At 70.9% G+C, this 15,039-nt stretch carries 13 protein-coding genes; 11 read left to right on the top strand and 2 right to left on the bottom strand.

The genetic code is table 11. From position 1 onward, the window contains the following. The first annotated feature begins 78 nt into the window (after window positions 1-78). The 5 genes from OHT57_RS13870 (at window position 79) to OHT57_RS13850 (ending at window position 5,373) form a co-directional block, all read left to right on the top strand. Entirely contained in the window at window positions 79-318 is a 240-nt protein-coding gene (locus OHT57_RS13870) for a hypothetical protein (RefSeq protein ID WP_020137397.1), read from the top strand. 37 nt (window positions 319-355) lie between these two features. Further along, on the top strand, window positions 356-1,699 hold the full coding sequence (locus OHT57_RS13865; protein WP_328746678.1) for an NYN domain-containing protein: 1,344 nt from the start codon (window positions 356-358) through the stop codon (window positions 1,697-1,699). Window positions 1,700-1,909: 210 nt separating this feature from the next. Then, window positions 1,910-2,944 carry a C40 family peptidase gene (locus tag OHT57_RS13860; protein ID WP_328746677.1) on the top strand — a complete coding sequence of 345 codons (1,035 nt, stop codon included), beginning with the start codon at window positions 1,910-1,912 and terminating at the stop codon, window positions 2,942-2,944. A gap of 185 nt (window positions 2,945-3,129) precedes the next feature. After that, window positions 3,130-4,146, top strand: a complete 1,017-nt coding sequence (locus tag OHT57_RS13855) for a C40 family peptidase (RefSeq protein WP_328746676.1) — start codon at window positions 3,130-3,132, stop codon at window positions 4,144-4,146. A 33-nt stretch (window positions 4,147-4,179) separates the two neighbouring features. Continuing rightward, a complete protein-coding gene (locus tag OHT57_RS13850) occupies window positions 4,180-5,373 on the top strand; it encodes a hypothetical protein (RefSeq protein ID WP_328746675.1) in 1,194 nt (397 codons plus the stop codon). Between the two features lie 76 nt (window positions 5,374-5,449). Here OHT57_RS13850 and OHT57_RS13845 read toward each other — a convergent pair whose 3' ends face one another. Next, window positions 5,450-6,691 carry a glycosyltransferase 87 family protein gene (locus tag OHT57_RS13845; protein ID WP_328746674.1) on the bottom strand — a complete coding sequence of 414 codons (1,242 nt, stop codon included), beginning with the start codon at window positions 6,689-6,691 and terminating at the stop codon, window positions 5,450-5,452. 121 nt (window positions 6,692-6,812) lie between these two features. Between OHT57_RS13845 and OHT57_RS13840 the strand changes: the two genes are divergently transcribed. Beyond that, the gene (locus OHT57_RS13840) at window positions 6,813-7,955 is read left to right on the top strand and encodes a glycosyltransferase family 4 protein (protein ID WP_328746673.1); all 1,143 of its coding nucleotides are present in this window, start codon (window positions 6,813-6,815) and stop codon (window positions 7,953-7,955) included. A gap of 83 nt (window positions 7,956-8,038) precedes the next feature. Then, complete coding sequence (locus tag OHT57_RS13835) at window positions 8,039-9,619, top strand: GMC oxidoreductase (protein ID WP_328746672.1); 1,581 nt, start codon at window positions 8,039-8,041, stop codon at window positions 9,617-9,619. Window positions 9,620-9,638: 19 nt separating this feature from the next. On the opposite strand, the gene OHT57_RS13830 is transcribed toward OHT57_RS13835, so the two are convergent. Beyond that, window positions 9,639-11,435 carry an AMP-dependent synthetase/ligase gene (locus OHT57_RS13830; RefSeq protein ID WP_328746671.1) on the bottom strand — a complete coding sequence of 599 codons (1,797 nt, stop codon included), beginning with the start codon at window positions 11,433-11,435 and terminating at the stop codon, window positions 9,639-9,641. 351 nt (window positions 11,436-11,786) lie between these two features. Between OHT57_RS13830 and OHT57_RS13825 the strand changes: the two genes are divergently transcribed. The 4 genes from OHT57_RS13825 (at window position 11,787) to OHT57_RS13810 (ending at window position 14,984) form a co-directional block, all read left to right on the top strand. After that, a complete protein-coding gene (locus OHT57_RS13825) occupies window positions 11,787-12,542 on the top strand; it encodes a metallophosphoesterase family protein (RefSeq protein ID WP_328753191.1) in 756 nt (251 codons plus the stop codon). A gap of 144 nt (window positions 12,543-12,686) precedes the next feature. Next, window positions 12,687-13,127 carry an SRPBCC family protein gene (locus OHT57_RS13820; RefSeq protein WP_328746670.1) on the top strand — a complete coding sequence of 147 codons (441 nt, stop codon included), beginning with the start codon at window positions 12,687-12,689 and terminating at the stop codon, window positions 13,125-13,127. A gap of 147 nt (window positions 13,128-13,274) precedes the next feature. Continuing rightward, a complete protein-coding gene (locus tag OHT57_RS13815) occupies window positions 13,275-14,432 on the top strand; it encodes an ArsA family ATPase (RefSeq protein WP_328746669.1) in 1,158 nt (385 codons plus the stop codon). A 57-nt stretch (window positions 14,433-14,489) separates the two neighbouring features. Next, complete coding sequence (locus OHT57_RS13810; RefSeq protein ID WP_328746668.1) at window positions 14,490-14,984, top strand: DUF5304 domain-containing protein; 495 nt, start codon at window positions 14,490-14,492, stop codon at window positions 14,982-14,984. The last annotated feature ends 55 nt before the right edge of the window (window positions 14,985-15,039 follow it).

Raw genomic sequence — 15,039 nt, 5'->3', positions numbered from 1 at the left:
TTAGGGTTACGAGCCACACACCGGGGACCCCGGTTTGTGGCGGACAATAGAGGCCTAGAAGGAAAGAGCACAGCCACGATGACGGTTCCCCTCCCGACCGCCTCGACGCGGTGGCGCTGCACCCTCTGCGGCAATCTCACGCGCTTCGATGTGACCCGTTCGTCGAAGGTGGTCGAGTACGTCCACCTCGACCTGGCCGGGGAACCGAAGGTCGAGGAGCGCGAGGTGGTCAGTGAGACCATCGAGTCGGTGCGGTGCCGCTGGTGCAACGCCGTGGATCAGGTGGAACTCGTGGACAGGCCGGGCGCCGACTCCTGAGCGGAGCGGCCCCCGCGGGCATTTTGGGGTGTGACGGATGGTGGAGACCACAGGCGGGGAGCCGGGCGACGGCGCCGCCGAGGTGCTCGACCGTCCGCTGCCCGACGGTGTGCGGCGCAGGGTCGTGCACATCGTCTCGGACGGCTTCGGCGGCCTGACCGTCGGGGAACTGCCCGCACAGCTGCGGCAGTACGCGCGCTTCGCACCGAACCGTCGGGCCAAGTTCGCGGGCAACGCGATGGCGGCCGCGCTGGAGACCGATCCGCTGTTCCGTCAGCGCATCGGGGAGAAGTTCAGAGAGGCCCAGCCGGAGCTTGCCGGTGCCCTCGACTCCGGTGCTCCGCCCCCGGCCGCGGATCCGCTCGATGTGGCGGCCGCGGCCTACGTTCTGCGGCCCACCGGCTGGGTCAAGCTGGTCGCCGCAGCAGGCGAGGAGGCCCAGCGGGCGGACGCCGAGCGGGCCGACGAGGAGAGCCGCGCCGAACTGGAGCGGCTGCGCGAGGAGCTCACGGCCGCCCGCAGTCAGACGCGGACCGAGACCGAGCGGATGCGCGGCGAGCTGGAGTCCGCCAAGAAGGAAGCCGAATCGCTTCACCGCAAGCTCCGCGCGGCACTCAGTGACGTCAAGCGCGGCGAGGCGGCCCTGCGCAAGCTGCAGGCCGAGACGGAGACCGCCCGCACCGAGGCGCAGGTCCAGGTGTCCGCCGCCGAGAGCGAGAGCAGGCGTCTCAAGGGCCGCCTCGGGGAGGTGGAGACCGCGCTGGAGGCCACGCGCCGAGCGGCACGGGAGGGGCGCAGCGTCGAGGACATGCGCGTGCGGCTGCTCCTCGACACCGTTCTGGACGCGGCCCAGGGGCTGCGGCGGGAACTGGCGTTGCCGCCCGTGTCCGTACGACCCGCCGAGACCGTGGACGCGGTCGAACCGGGACGTATGACCCCGAAGGACATCGCCGCGCGGGCGCTGTCCGAGAACGACCCCGCGATCCTGGACCAGCTTCTGGCCCTGCCCCAGGCGCACTTGGTGGTCGACGGCTACAACGTCACCAAGACCGGCTATCCCCAGATGCCGCTGGAGAAGCAGCGTCTGAGGCTCCTCGGGCAGCTCTCCCAGCTCGCCGCGCAGACCGGGGCGGAGGTGACCTGTGTCTTCGACGGGGCCGAGCTGGTCGCGCCGGTGCTGCTCGCGCCGCCGCGCGGGGTGCGGGTGCTGTTCTCCAAGCCGGGTATCACCGCCGACGAGTTGATCCGTCAGCTGGTGCGCGCCGAGCCGCCCGGGCGGCCGGTGATCGTCGCGTCGACCGACCGTGAGGTCGCCGACGGGATCGCGAAGGCGGGAGCGCGGCCGGTCGCTTCTGCGGTGCTTCTGAAGCGCTTGTCCTAAACCTTGAAGTTCCAGGTTTAATGCCCGAATTGGCGGGATCGTCACGCAACGTAGCGTCAACCGGGTATGACTGCATGTGAGTTATGGGTCACGAATGCATGCCGTGACGAGATTTTGCTCCTGAGGATTTGATCTGATCACAGGAAGGTCACTAATGTCTGGGCTCGAACCTCCGAGCGGGTGATCACTCAAAAGAAGGAGTTCACCTCCGTGGCGTCCCACCGTCGACCCAAGCAGCCGAGCCGTACGCGCGTGACCGTGCTCACGACCGCAGCCGCTGCCGCCGTGGCCCTCAGTGCCAATGCCGCCAATGCCGCGCCGAGCGAGAAGCCGAGCAAGGACGAGGTCAAGGCGAAGGTCGACGCGCTCTACGAGCAGGCCGAGCAGGCCACCGAGAAGCTGAACGGCGCCAAGGAGAAGCAGGAGACGCTCCAGAAGGAGATCTCCACCATCCAGGACAACGTGGCTCGTGGCCAGGGCGACCTGAACGAACTCCGGGACTCCATGGGCCTCGCGGCCGCCGCGCAGTACCGCACCGGCTCCATCGACCCCTCGCTCCAGCTGTTCCTGTCGTCGAACCCGGACGACTACCTGGACAAGGCCTCCACCGCGGACCAGCTCAGCTCCCAGCAGGTCGAGGCGCTGAAGAAGATCCAGGAGAAGCAGCGCGAGCTGGCCCAGGACCGCGCCGAGGCCTCCGAGAAGCTCCAGGACCTCGCGAGCACGCGCACCGAACTGGCCAAGCAGAAGAAGGCCGTTCAGGGCAAGCTCGCCGAGGCGCAGAAGCTCCTCAACTCGCTGACGGCCGCCGAGAAGGCCGCGCTCGCCGCCGCCGACTCCCGCGCCAGCCGCTCCGCCACCGAGCGCGTGGACCTCGGTGACGCCCCCGCGTCCTCCGCCCGGGCCCAGGCGGCCTTCAACGCCGCCCAGACCCAGCTCGGCAAGCCGTACGTCTACGGCGCCACCGGCACCGCCTCCTACGACTGCTCGGGTCTGACCTCCTGGGCCTACGCCCAGGCCGGCATCACCATCCCGCGCACCTCCCAGGCCCAGGCCAACGCCGGCACGCGCATCTACAGCATGAGCGACCTCAAGGTCGGCGACCTGGTCATCTTCTACGGCGACCTGCACCACGTCGCCCTGTACGCGGGCAACGGCCAGGTCATCCACGCCCCGCGCACCGGCACCGTCGTGCGCTACGAGTCGATCAACAACATGCCGTTCCAGTTCGGCGTGCGGATCTGACACACCACGGCCCGACCCCCGTTCGGGCGAATCGCGACAACCTCATCTGACTCCACGCCCCGCCCATGACCTGCGTCTGAGGCGGGGCGTCACGTTATGCACCTCTTGAGGTCTTTGGCCGGGCCCCGTTCCCGGGGCTACTGTCTGCCGCGTTCTCGTCCGCCAATGGAAGGAGCGCGGCCTCCGTGGGGTCCCATCGCCGCCTTGTCCAGACGTCCGGGTTCAACCGGGGCGCCGGTGTCGCCCTGTGCGCACTGTCCGCGGCGGCCGCCGCGCTCGGTGCCGTACCGGCGCACGCCGCCCCGTCCGAAGGCACCCGGGCCGAGGTGGACCGTCTCTACGAGCAGGCCGAGCAGGCCACCGAGGCCTACAACAAGGCCGACGAGCGCGCCGACTCGCTGCGCGAGGAGGTCGGCACCGCTCAGGACGGTATCGCCCGGCAGCAGGAGCGCATCAACTCCATGCGGGAGTCGCTCGGTTCGCTGGCCGGGGCGCAGTACCGCTCCGGCGGACTCGACCCGTCCCTCGCGCTGCTGTTCTCCGACGACCCGGACGACTACCTCGACAAGGCCGCCGTCCTCGACCGGATCAACGCCCGCCAGGCAGGTGAGCTCAAGGACCTCCAGGAGGCCATGCGCGAACTCGCCCAGGACCGCACCGAGGCGGCCCGCAAGCTCGCCGACCTGGAGACGAGCCGCAAGGCTGTCGCCTCCCACAAGCGGACCGTGGAGAGGAAGCTCGCCCGGGCGCGCGCACTGCTCAACTCCCTGCCGTCCGACGAGCGCGCCGCGTACGACCGGGCCTCCCGCTCGGGCCGCGACGAGCTGCCCGACCTCACCGGTGCCGTGGCGCCCTCGGGCCGGGCGGCCGCCGCCGTGGCCGCCGCGCAGTCCGCGGTCGGCAAGCCGTACGTGTGGGGCGCCAACGGGCCGGGCGCCTTCGACTGTTCGGGCCTGATGCAGTGGTCGTACGCCCAGGCCGGGGTCTCCCTGCCACGCACCTCGCAGGCCCAGCGCTACGCGGGCCGCCAGGTCCCGCTCTCCGAGGCCCGGCCCGGCGACCTGGTCACCTACCGGGGCGACGCCAGTCACGTCGGCATGTACGTCGGCAACGGCCAGGTCGTCCACGCCCCCTACCCCGGCGCCCCGGTCCGCTACGACCCGGTGGGCATGATGCCGGGCGCGACGGTCACGCGCCCCTGACCGGGAACCCGTGAGCCCGTACGATCGGGAAACATGGCTGGTCGAAGGCGGGCGTCGGGACACGGTGCCGTGGTGGTGTGCCTGCTGCTCGTCTCCCTCGTGGCGTGCGGCGGCAGGCCGACGGCCGCCGACACCGCGAGGGCCGACGTACAGCACGTCCTCGACCGGAGGGCAGCCGCGGTCCTGGACCGGGACAGTGCGGCGATAGCCGAGACCGGTGCCGCGGGCTGGTTCCAGGACGTCAGCGCGGTACCGCTCGCCACCTGGTCCTACAAGGTCACCGGCGTGCACCGCGACGGCTCCACGGCCACCGCCGACGCCGAACTGCGCTACCAGGTCCAGGGCTACGACCGGGCCCCGGTCACCGCCGCCCGCGTCCTGGACCTCTCCCTGGACGCGTCCGGTCAGTGGTACGTCGTCAGTGAGAAGCCCGCCACGAAGGCCTCGCAACAGCTGTGGGACCAGGGTGAGGTGACCGTGGTCAGGGGGAAGCGCAGCCTGGTCCTCGGCGTCGGACAGTCCGGCGAGAAGCTGCACACCTTCGCGGAGCTGGCCGACCGGGCGGTGCCGGCCGTGTCGGACGCCTGGGGCACCGCGTGGTCCCGCCATGTCGTCGTGCTCGTACCGAAGTCCCTGGAGGGCATGGCCGGCCTGCTCGGCTCGCCCGCCTCCTCGTACCGCGGGATCGCCGCCGTCACCACCGGCGAGACGGGCGCCCCCGCGCAGGCGCCCGCGGACCGGATCATCGTCAACCCCGACGCGTACGGCCTCCTCGGCACCCTGGGCCGGCAGGTCGTGCTCACCCACGAGACCACCCACGTCGCCACCCGCGCCGACACCTCCGCCGCGACCCCGCTGTGGCTGTCCGAGGGGTACGCGGACTGGGTCGGCTACCGCGGTACCGGGCGCACCCCGGCCGAGGCCGCGCCGGAGCTGGGGGAGGCCGTTGCCGAGCGCCGGGTCCCGGCAGCCCTGCCGTCCGACGCGGACTTCGGCTTCAGCGGCACCGCGACCGGGCTCGCGCTGTCCTACGAGGGCGGCTGGATGGCCTGCCGGATGATCGCGGACCGGTGGGGCGAGGCGAAGCTGGGCGAGTTCTACCGGGCCGTGGGTGCCCACGGGAAGCGGCCGGGCGCGGTCGAGGGGGCCCTGGCGAAGGTGCTCGACACCGACCTCGCCGACTTCACCGCGGAGTGGCGGCAGTACCTGCGCACTCAGCTCGGCTGACCGGGCGACTCGACGGCCTCCGCGGGCGAAACAGGTGCCGTAGGGCCAGTCCGCCGTCGGGGGCGGACAGTCCGGTTCAGGACGACGCGGAGGCCTCCTGGGCCGGGGCCTCGGTCTGATCCGGGGCCGGGAGCGCCGGGGCCGGCGTCGGGACCGTCGCCCTCCACAGTTCGCGCATGCCGATGACGGTGGCGAGGACCAGCAGGCCGTTGCGGACGAACAGGAGGGCGATGCCGCGCGGGGTGCTGCCCACGACGTCCGCGAACCAGATCGGGAACTCCAGGACCGTGACGAAGCACGCCGTCAGCACCAGCGCGGCCGGCACGCCCATCCCGCTGGCGCGGAAGCACAGGCACACCGCGGCCAGGCCGACCAGCCACACCATGTACTGCGGGCTGATCACCCGGCTGGTGGTGGTGAACATCAGCACCGCCACCAGCGCCGCGTCGGCCGCCGTGTGCGCTTCGAACCGGGTGGCCGTCAGCCGCCACAGCAGCAGCAGACCGAAGGCCATGCCGGTCAGGGTGATCGCGGCCGTGCTGACGAGGGTCACCCAGGGGCCGAGGAACTCGACCGAGCCGTAGTTGAGCAGGACGGAGCCGTTCCAGCCGTAGTGGCGGGCGATGTGGAAGACCAGGGAGCCCAGCGACTCCACCTCGGTGCCCCGCTCCCGCTGGAAGTTCAGGAAGGCGAAGGCCCCGGGCATCGCGACGGAGAACAGTCCGGCCACGACCGCGACCGTCACCGCGGCCGAGGCCCAGACGCTGCGCCTGCGGATCCCGACGAGGATCAGCGCCGGCCACACCTTCAGCAGTGCCCCGAAGCCCACCAGCGCCCCCGCCACCCGCGGATGCCGGGCGGCGGCGAGCACCGCGGCGACCGCCACCGCGGTCACCATCACGTCGTAGCGGGAGTAGACGGTCGGGCCGAGCAGGGGTACGCCCGCCACCCACACCCAGGCCCCCCGCAACCGCCGCCCGGGGCGCCGGCCCGCGTACAGCAGCAGGAGCAGGACGACCAGGTCGGCGGCGAAGGCGATCAGGAAGAATGCCTGTGTGTACTCCAGGAAGGGCAGCAGGGCGGGAGAGAGGATCGCGAGGGCCGCGGCGGGCGGATACTGCCAGGTCACGTCGGACTGCGGGAACGTTCCGGTGCGCAGGACGTCGTACCAGCCCTGGTAGATGACCGACACGTCACTGGTGACGTCCGGGCCCGGGAAGACGTACACCTTGTAGACCCACAGCAGGAGCAACAGCCTGGTCACGCCCCAGGTCAGCAGCAGTCCGGTCAGAGACCGCCGCCCGGCCTTCGTCTCCACGTGATCCCCTGCCGTTCTCATCCGCACCTTGAGGGGAACATGATGTCCCGCCCTCCTGTGAGGGTGCCATAAACGCGGCCGTGCCCGGCTGTGAGCAGCCGGTTCGGTAGGGTCTGCGGCGATGCACAAGACCCTGATCGTGACGAACGACTTCCCGCCCCGCCCCGGTGGCATCCAGGCGTTCCTGCACAACATGGCGCTGCGGCTCGACCCCGAGCGCCTCGTCGTCCTCGCCTCCACCTGGAAGCGCGGCCGGGAGGGCGTGGAGGCCACCGCCGCCTTCGACGCCGAGCAGCCCTTCACCGTCGTACGGGACTCGACGACCATGCTGCTGCCGACGCCCGGGACCACCCGCAAGGCCGTCGGGCTGCTGCGTGAACACGGCTGTACGTCGGTGTGGTTCGGGGCGGCCGCGCCGCTCGGGCTGATGGCACCGGCGCTCAGGCGGGCGGGTGCCGAGCGGCTGGTCGCCACGACCCACGGGCACGAGGCGGGGTGGGCCCAACTGCCCGCCGCACGGCAGCTGTTGAGGCGGATCGGGGAGTCGACGGACACCGTCACCTACCTCGGCGAGTACACGCGCTCGCGGATCGCCGGGGCGCTGACGGCGCGGGCCGCCGGGCGGATGGTGCAGTTGCCGCCCGGGGTCGACGAGAAGACCTTCCACCCCGGGTCGGGCGGCGAGGCCGTGCGGGCGCGGCTGGGGCTGACGGACCGGCCGGTGGTGGTGTGTGTCTCGCGGCTGGTGCCGCGCAAGGGGCAGGACACGCTGATCCTCGCCATGCCGCGGATTCTCGTGCAGGAGCCCGACGCCGTCCTGCTGATCGTCGGCGGCGGGCCGTACGAGAAGGAGTTGCGCAGGCTCGCCCGGGAGACCGGGGTCGCCGACTCCGTGCGCTTCACCGGAGCCGTGCCCTGGGCCGAACTGCCCGCGCACTACGGCGCCGGGGACGTGTTCGCCATGCCGTGCCGGACGCGGCGGGGCGGGCTCGATGTCGAGGGGCTCGGGATCGTCTATCTGGAGGCCTCCGCGACCGGACTGCCCGTCGTCGCCGGGGACTCCGGAGGCGCCCCGGACGCCGTGCTCGACGGTGAGACCGGCTGGGTCGTGCGCGGCGGTTCGGTCGAGGAGGCCGCCGAGCGGATCGTCGTCCTCCTCGGCGACGCGGAACTGCGGAGGCGGATGGGGGAGCGGGGACGGGAGTGGGTCGAAGAGAAGTGGCGATGGGATTTGTTGGCGGAAAAGTTGAAGACGTTGCTATAGCCGGAGGCGGATAATCCGCCGATGCTGCGCGCATGACAGGAAAACTGATACAGCGTCAGCTGAGTAGACGTCAGATCCTTGGTATGGCCGCTCTTCAGACGGCGGCCACTCTCGGCTTCACCCGCGTCGGGCTCCAGTCGGCCCGGGCGGACGAGCCCGCCGCGGTCGAATCCGCACCCGCGATCGTCGTCGGCTCCGGCTACGGCGCCTCCGTCGCCGCCCTCCGCCTCGGCCAGGCAGGCATCCGCACCCTCGTCCTCGAGATGGGCCGGCTCTGGAACACCGCCGGGCCCGACGGCAAGGTCTTCTGCAACACCGCCAACCCCGACCAGCGCTCCATGTGGTTCCGCACCCGCACCGAGGCCCCGCTGGCCAGCTTCCTGTGGCTGGACGTCGTCAACAAGGACATCAACCCCTACCCCGGCGTCCTGGACCGGGTGCACTTCTCCAACATGTCCGTCTTCGTGGGCCGCGGCGTCGGCGGCGGCTCCCTCGTCAACGGCTCGATGGCGGTCACCCCGCTCCAGACCTACTTCGCCGAGCAGTTCCCGACCGTCGACACCGCGGAGATGTACAGCACGTACTTCCCACGCGCCCGCGCCATGCTCGGCGTCAACACGGTCGACCCGGCCTGGTTCGAGTCGACCGAGTGGTACCAGTTCACCCGGGTCTCCCGGAAGCACGCCACCAACACCGGCCTCAAGACCACCTTCGTGCCCAGCGTCTACGACTTCGGCTACATGCAGCGCGAGGCCGCCGGCACCGCCACCAAGTCCGCCCTCGGCCAGGAGGTCATCTACGGCAACAACTACGGCAAGAAGAGCCTCGACAAGACGTATCTGGCGTCCGCGCTCGGCACCGGCAACGTCACCATCCACACCATGGAGAAGGTCACCGGCATCAGCCGGGCGAGCAACGGCAGTTGGGTGCTGAGCGCCGAACGCGTCGACGACACCGGCGCGGTCGTGGAGACCAAGCAGTACGGCTGCACCTATCTGTTCCTCGGCGGCGGCAGCCTCGGGACCAGTGAACTCCTGCTCCGGTCAAAGCAGTCGGGGACGCTCCCGGCACTGGACACGAGCGTCGGGGCCGGCTGGGGACCCAACGGCAACACGATGCTCGGGCGCGCCAACCACCTGTGGGACACCGTCGGCGCCAACCAGTCGACCATGCCGGTCATGGGCATCGACGACTGGGCCAACACCGACAACCCCGTCTTCGCGGAGATCGCCCCGCTGCCCACGGGACTGGAACACTGGGTCAGCCTCTATCTGGCGATCACCAAGAACCCGCAGCGCGCCAGGTTCTCGTACGGCAGCGGCGGGCTGGGCCTCGACTGGAGCGCGGCGCAGAGCGCGGTCTCCTCCGGCATGGCCAAGAAGCTCTTCGACCGGATCAACTCCGCCAACTCGACCATCTACCGGTACGACCTCTTCGGATCCCCCAGCAGAGTCTTCGCCGACGACTTCACCTACCACCCGCTGGGAGGCTGCGTACTGGGAAAGGCAACCGACAACTACGGCCGGGTGAAGGGCTATTCGAAGCTGTACGTCACCGACGGCTCGCTGATCCCCGGCAACATCGGGGTGAATCCGTTCGTCACCATCACCGCGCTCGCCGAACGCACCATGGCGCGGGTCCTCGCCGAGGACACCGCGCCATGACCTGCTGCGAGAGGGCGTACTACTTCGCGTAGATCGCCTCGATCTCGTCCGCGTAGTCCTTCGCCACCACGTTCCGCTTGAGCTTCAGCGACGGCGTCAGGTGGCCCGTCTCCTCCGTGAACTGGGAGGACAGAATGCGGAACTTCCGCACCGATTCCGCCTTCGACACCGCGGCGTTGCCGTCGTCGATCGCGGCCTGGATCGCCGCGTTCAGGTCCGCGTCCCCGGCCAGCGACGCCGCGGTGGAACCCGCCGGCTTGCCGTGCTCGTCGGCCCACCGGCCCAGGAACTCGTCGTCGATGGTGATCAGCGCGCCCACGAACGGCCGCCCGTCGCCCACCACCATGCACTCGGCCACCAGCGCGTGTGCCCGGATACGGTCCTCGATCACGGCCGGGGCGACGTTCTTGCCGCCCGCGGTGACGATGATCTCCTTCTTGCGCCCGGTGATGCGGAGGTAGCCGTCCTCGTCGAGGGTGCCGATGTCCCCGGTGTGGAACCAGCCGTCCATCAGCGCCTCGGCCGTGGCGGCCTCGTTGTTCCAGTAGCCCTTGAACAGGTGCTCGCCGTGCAGCAGCACCTCGCCGTCGTCCGCGATCCGGATCACCGAACCGGGCAGCGGCTGCCCGACCGTGCCGATCTTCGTGCGGTCCCAGGGGTTGAAGGCGGTCGCGGCACAGGACTCGGTCAGGCCGTAGCCCTCCAGGACCGTGAAGCCGATGCCGCGGAAGAAGTGCCCGAGTCGCTCGCCCAGCGGGGCACCGCCGGAGATGGCGTACTCGCCCTTGCCGCCGAGGACCGCGCGCAGCTTGCTGTAGACGAGTTTGTCGAAGGTCCTGTATTTGATCTTCAGGCCGAGGGACGGACCCGACGGGGTGTCCAGGGCCCTGCTGTAGGCGATCGCCGTGTCGGCGGCCTTGTCGAAGATCTTGCCCTTGCCGTCCGCCTGCGCCTTGGCGCGCGCCGAGTTGTAGACCTTCTCGAAGACACGCGGGACGCCCAGGATCAGCGTCGGCCGGAAGGACGCCAGCTCGTCGGTGAGGTTCTTGATGTCCGGGACCATGCCCAGCTTGATCGGCGCCATCATCGGCGCGATCTGCACGAGCCGCCCGAAGACGTGCGCGAGCGGCAGGAAGAGCAGCACCGAGCACTCGCCGGTGCGGAACAGCGGGCGCAGCCGCTCCACGATGTTGCCGCACTCGGCGAAGAAGCTGCGGTGGGTGAGCACGCAGCCCTTGGGGCGGCCGGTGGTGCCACTCGTGTACACGATGGTCGCCGGGTCGTCGGCCTTCGCCAGCGAGCTGCGCTCCTCGACGGCCGCGTCGCTGATGTCCTTGCCCGCGCGGCCCAGTGCCTCGACCCCGCCGCCCTCGATCTGCCAGACGTGCTTGAGCGCGGGCAGACCCTCGCGCACCGATTCGACGGCCGCGGCGTGGCCGTCCAGCTCCACGACGCAGGCGGTCGCGCCCGAGTCGGAGAGGATCCACTGGATCTGCTCGGCCGAGCTGGTCTCGTACACCGGCACGGTGACCGCGCCCGCGCTCCAGATCGCGAAGTCGAGCAGCGTCCACTCGTAGCGGGTACGGGACATCAGACCGACCCGGTCGCCCGGCTGGACGCCGGAGGCGATGAGCCCCTTGGCGGCGGCGTGCACCTCGGCCAGGAAGACCGTGGCGGTCACGTCCTGCCACTGGCCGCCCGCCTTGCGGGCGATGACGGCGACATCGGGGTGCTGCGCGGCGTTTCTCCGGACGATGTCGGTGAGATTGCCGTCCGCAGGGACCTCGTACAAAGCCGGAAGGCTGAACTCGCGCAAGACTGCTGCTCCTCATAGGGCGCCGGCGCCACGACGTTGTGCGATGCGACGGTGCGGTCCACGGCTCGGGCAGTGCTCGGGGTCCCCAGTGGTTTCAGCCACTGGTTGAAATCCTGAGCACGGCTGGACTGCCCGGACGTTACCCGCCGGTATGGCCTCTTCGACAGGGGGGCCGGGCGAGATGTTCGCCGCGTCACACGGATGGGGGTTCTCCCACGAAGACTAGTCCACCTACTTACTGACTGGCCAGTAACCGCAGGTCCCGTCGCCACTGTTCACGTTTGCCCCACACGCTTACCCTTGATCGTCATGGCACCCACACCCGCCGGTAACGGCCGAACCCGTGTCCACGTGGTCAGCGACGTCCACGGCAACGCCCGTGACCTGGCCGGCGCCGGCGAGGGCGCCGACGCCCTGATCTGCCTGGGTGACCTCGTCCTTTTCCTCGACTACGCCGACCACTCGCGCGGGATCTTCCCCGACCTGTTCGGCGTGGAGAACGCCGACCTGATCGTGGAACTGCGCACCGCCCGCCGCTTCGAGGAGGCGCGGGAGCTCGGGGCCCGGCTCTGGGGCGGGATCGGCGCGGACCGCGCCCCCGTGATCGAGAAGGCGGTGCGCAAGCAGTACGCCGAGATGTTCGCGGCCTTCCCGACACCGACGTACGCGACCTACGGCAATGTCGATATGCCGTCGCTCTGGCCGGAGTACGCCGGGCCCGGCACGACCGTGCTCGACGGCGAGCGGGTGGAGATCGGGGGACGGGTCTTCGGCTTCGTCGGCGGCGGGCTGCGGACACCGATGCGCACGCCCTACGAGATCAGCGACGAGGAGTACGCAGCGAAGATCGAGGCGGTCGGCGAGGTCGACGTCCTGTGCACGCACATCCCGCCGGAGGTGCCGGAGCTGGTCTACGACACGGTGGCGCGGCGGTTCGAACGGGGGAGCCGGGCGCTGCTGGCCGCCATCCACCGCACCCGCCCCCGCTACTCGCTGTTCGGTCACGTCCACCAGCCGCTCGCCCGCCGGATGCGGATCGGGGCGACCGAGTGCGTGAACGTGGGGCACTTCGCGGGGAGCGGGAAGCCGTGGGCGTTGGAATGGTGAGGCACCGAGGCCGGTGGGGGTGAAGTCGGGCGTTCACGTGCGCGGTAGCCTTCACGCTGCACACACGTGCGTATGACGGTCTCGGACCGGGATCTCCTTGTCCGGGATCTTTCTTACCGGCCCGCATCTGGAGGAGCCACCGCGATGGCGGAACACACCAGCTCGAGCATCACGATCGAGGCGGCACCGGCCGACGTCATGGCGGTGATCGCCGACTTCGCCCGCTATCCGGACTGGACCGGTGAGGTGAAGCAGGCGGAGGTGCTGGCGACCGACGCTCAGGGGCGCGCCGAGCAGGTCCGGCTCGTCATGGACGCGGGGGCGATCAAGGACGACCAGGTACTCGGGTACAGCTGGACCGGGGACAACGAGGTGTCCTGGACGCTGGTGAAGTCCCAGATGCTGCGGTCGCTCGACGGGTCGTACGTGCTGAAGCCGGCCGGGGCCGGGGCGACCGAGGTCACGTATCTGCTGACGGTCGACGTCAAGATCCCGATGCTGGGGATGATCAAGCGCAAGGCGGAGAAGGTCATCATCGACCGGGCGCTGGCCGGGCTGAAGAAGCGGGTGGAAGCGGGGAAGTAGGGCTTCGCCGGTTCGCTGTCGGCTGCGGGCCGGTGGGGGCTGGTCGCGCAGTTCCCCGCGCCCCAGGTGGGTACGGCCCGCCACCGGCCCGCAGCCGTGACACCGCACAACCGGGGTGAACCGCGGCGTGAGTTACGGTTCACGCCTATGCGCACCATCCTGATCACCGGGCCAGGCGGCAGCGGACGTACGACCGTCGCTGCCGCCACCGCGCTCACCGCCGTCCGAGAGGGCACCCGCACCCTCGTCCTCTCCGCCGACCGCACCGACACCCTCGGCACCCTTCTCGGCGTACCCACCGGAGCGGCCCCCGTGCAGGTCGCCCCCCGTCTCACCGCCTGGCGCCCCGACGCCACCGCCGGTTTCCGGGACGATCTCGCCGGGTTCCAGGACCGTGCCGCCAAGGTGCTCGACCTGCTCGGTGCCTCCCGGCTGGACCCGGAGGAGGTCACCCCCCTCCCCGGTGCCGAGGAACTCACCCTGCTCCGCGCCCTGCGCGACGCGGCGCTCTCCGAGCGGCACGACCTGCTCGTCGTGGACCTTCCGCCCACCCAGCAGGCCCTCGCCCTGCTCTCCCTGCCCGAGGAACTCCGCCGTTACCTGCGCCGCCTGCTTCCGGCGGAGCGCCAGGCGGCCGCGGGCCTGCGCCCCGTGCTCGGCCGGCTCGCCGGTATCCCCATGCCCTCGGAGTGGCTGTACGAGACCGCCGCCCGCTGGGACACCGAACTCGGCGCGGTCGAGGCCGTCCTCGCCGACCGGCACTGCGTCCTGCGGCTGGTGGCGGAGCCCGGCCCCGCCGGTGCCGACGCCGTGCGGTCCGCCGGGCTCGCCCTCGCCCTGCGCGGTCTGCGCCCCGACACCCTGGTCGCCAACCGCGTCGTACCGCAGGAGTGGCCCGCCGCCCTGGTCGCCCAGCAGCGCAAGACCCTGGAGGAGTGGCAGGAGTCGTACGACGTCCGTGCCGTCCGGCACCTCGGCCACGATCCGCGCGGCGCCGACGACCTCACGGCCCTCTCCGTGTCCGAGGTCAACGGCACGAGCTCCACCGTCGAGTGGCCCGTCATCGACCAGCTCGCCGAGGACGGGGTGCTGGTGTGGCACATCCCGCTGCCCGGCGCGATACGCGAGGAACTGGACCTGGTCCGGCGCGGCGACGAACTCGTCGTCAGCGCGGGGCAGTTCCGCCGGATCGTGCCCCTGCCCTCCGCCCTGCGCCGCTGCACCGTCGCCGGTGCCGCGCTGCGCGAGGGCGAGCTGCGGATCCGGTTCGAGCCGGACCCGGAACTGTGGCCCCGGACCCCGTGAACCGCGTACGCCCATTCGGGTAACGTCGTAGGGACGAACCGTAGTCAGGAGTCCGTCATGAGCGAAGAGCTCCCCGCGTCCGACGCCGACGATCACGAGACCGTGGACGCCGTGGACGAGGTACGGGCGACCGACGCCGACGCGTGGTCGACGGCGTGCGCCGAGGACCTCGCGGCGGAGAAGGCCCGCCGCCGCACCCAGTACGGCCCGCCCCCGGGCTCGGCCGCCGAAGAACTGCGCAAGCTCGTGGACAACGTCGCCGAAAAGCTGTCCGGCCTTCAGTCCCCGCTCCTCGGCGGCATCGCCGGACCCGCCGCCCAGCAGGTGGTCAAGCAGGTCGTCCAGCAGGCCAGGGCCGCCGTCGAGCCCGTGATCGAACGCAACCCGGACGTCTTCGACCACCTCGCCGCCGCGGGAGGCGAGCTACTCGCCGCGTACCGTTCCGCGGTCCAGGCGCAGGAGCAGCGCTGGACGGCCCGGAACGCGAACCCGCGCGACCTCGACGACCGCGGTGACGACACCGGCCCCGGCGAACGCATCGACCTGGACTGAAACCCCCTGACGGCAGGGGCTCGGGTACGGTTGGCCGTAGCGGGGCTCGACCGAA

Origin of the sequence: Streptomyces sp. NBC_00285 (genome assembly GCF_036174265.1) — a bacterium.
Lineage (GTDB): Bacteria > Actinomycetota > Actinomycetes > Streptomycetales > Streptomycetaceae > Streptomyces.
This window is presented reverse-complemented; position numbering and strand designations above follow the sequence as displayed.

Coding starts and splice junctions, on each gene's coding strand:
- OHT57_RS13850 (WP_328746675.1), top strand. CDS start 4,180: ATGGCTGGTCGAAGGCGGGCGTCGGGACACGGTGCCGTGGTGGTGTGC.
- OHT57_RS13865 (WP_328746678.1), top strand. CDS start 356: ATGGTGGAGACCACAGGCGGGGAGCCGGGCGACGGCGCCGCCGAGGTG.
- OHT57_RS13815 (WP_328746669.1), top strand. CDS start 13,275: ATGCGCACCATCCTGATCACCGGGCCAGGCGGCAGCGGACGTACGACC.
- OHT57_RS13820 (WP_328746670.1), top strand. CDS start 12,687: ATGGCGGAACACACCAGCTCGAGCATCACGATCGAGGCGGCACCGGCC.
- OHT57_RS13835 (WP_328746672.1), top strand. CDS start 8,039: ATGGCCGCTCTTCAGACGGCGGCCACTCTCGGCTTCACCCGCGTCGGG.
- OHT57_RS13840 (WP_328746673.1), top strand. CDS start 6,813: ATGCACAAGACCCTGATCGTGACGAACGACTTCCCGCCCCGCCCCGGT.
- OHT57_RS13870 (WP_020137397.1), top strand. CDS start 79: ATGACGGTTCCCCTCCCGACCGCCTCGACGCGGTGGCGCTGCACCCTC.
- OHT57_RS13810 (WP_328746668.1), top strand. CDS start 14,490: ATGAGCGAAGAGCTCCCCGCGTCCGACGCCGACGATCACGAGACCGTG.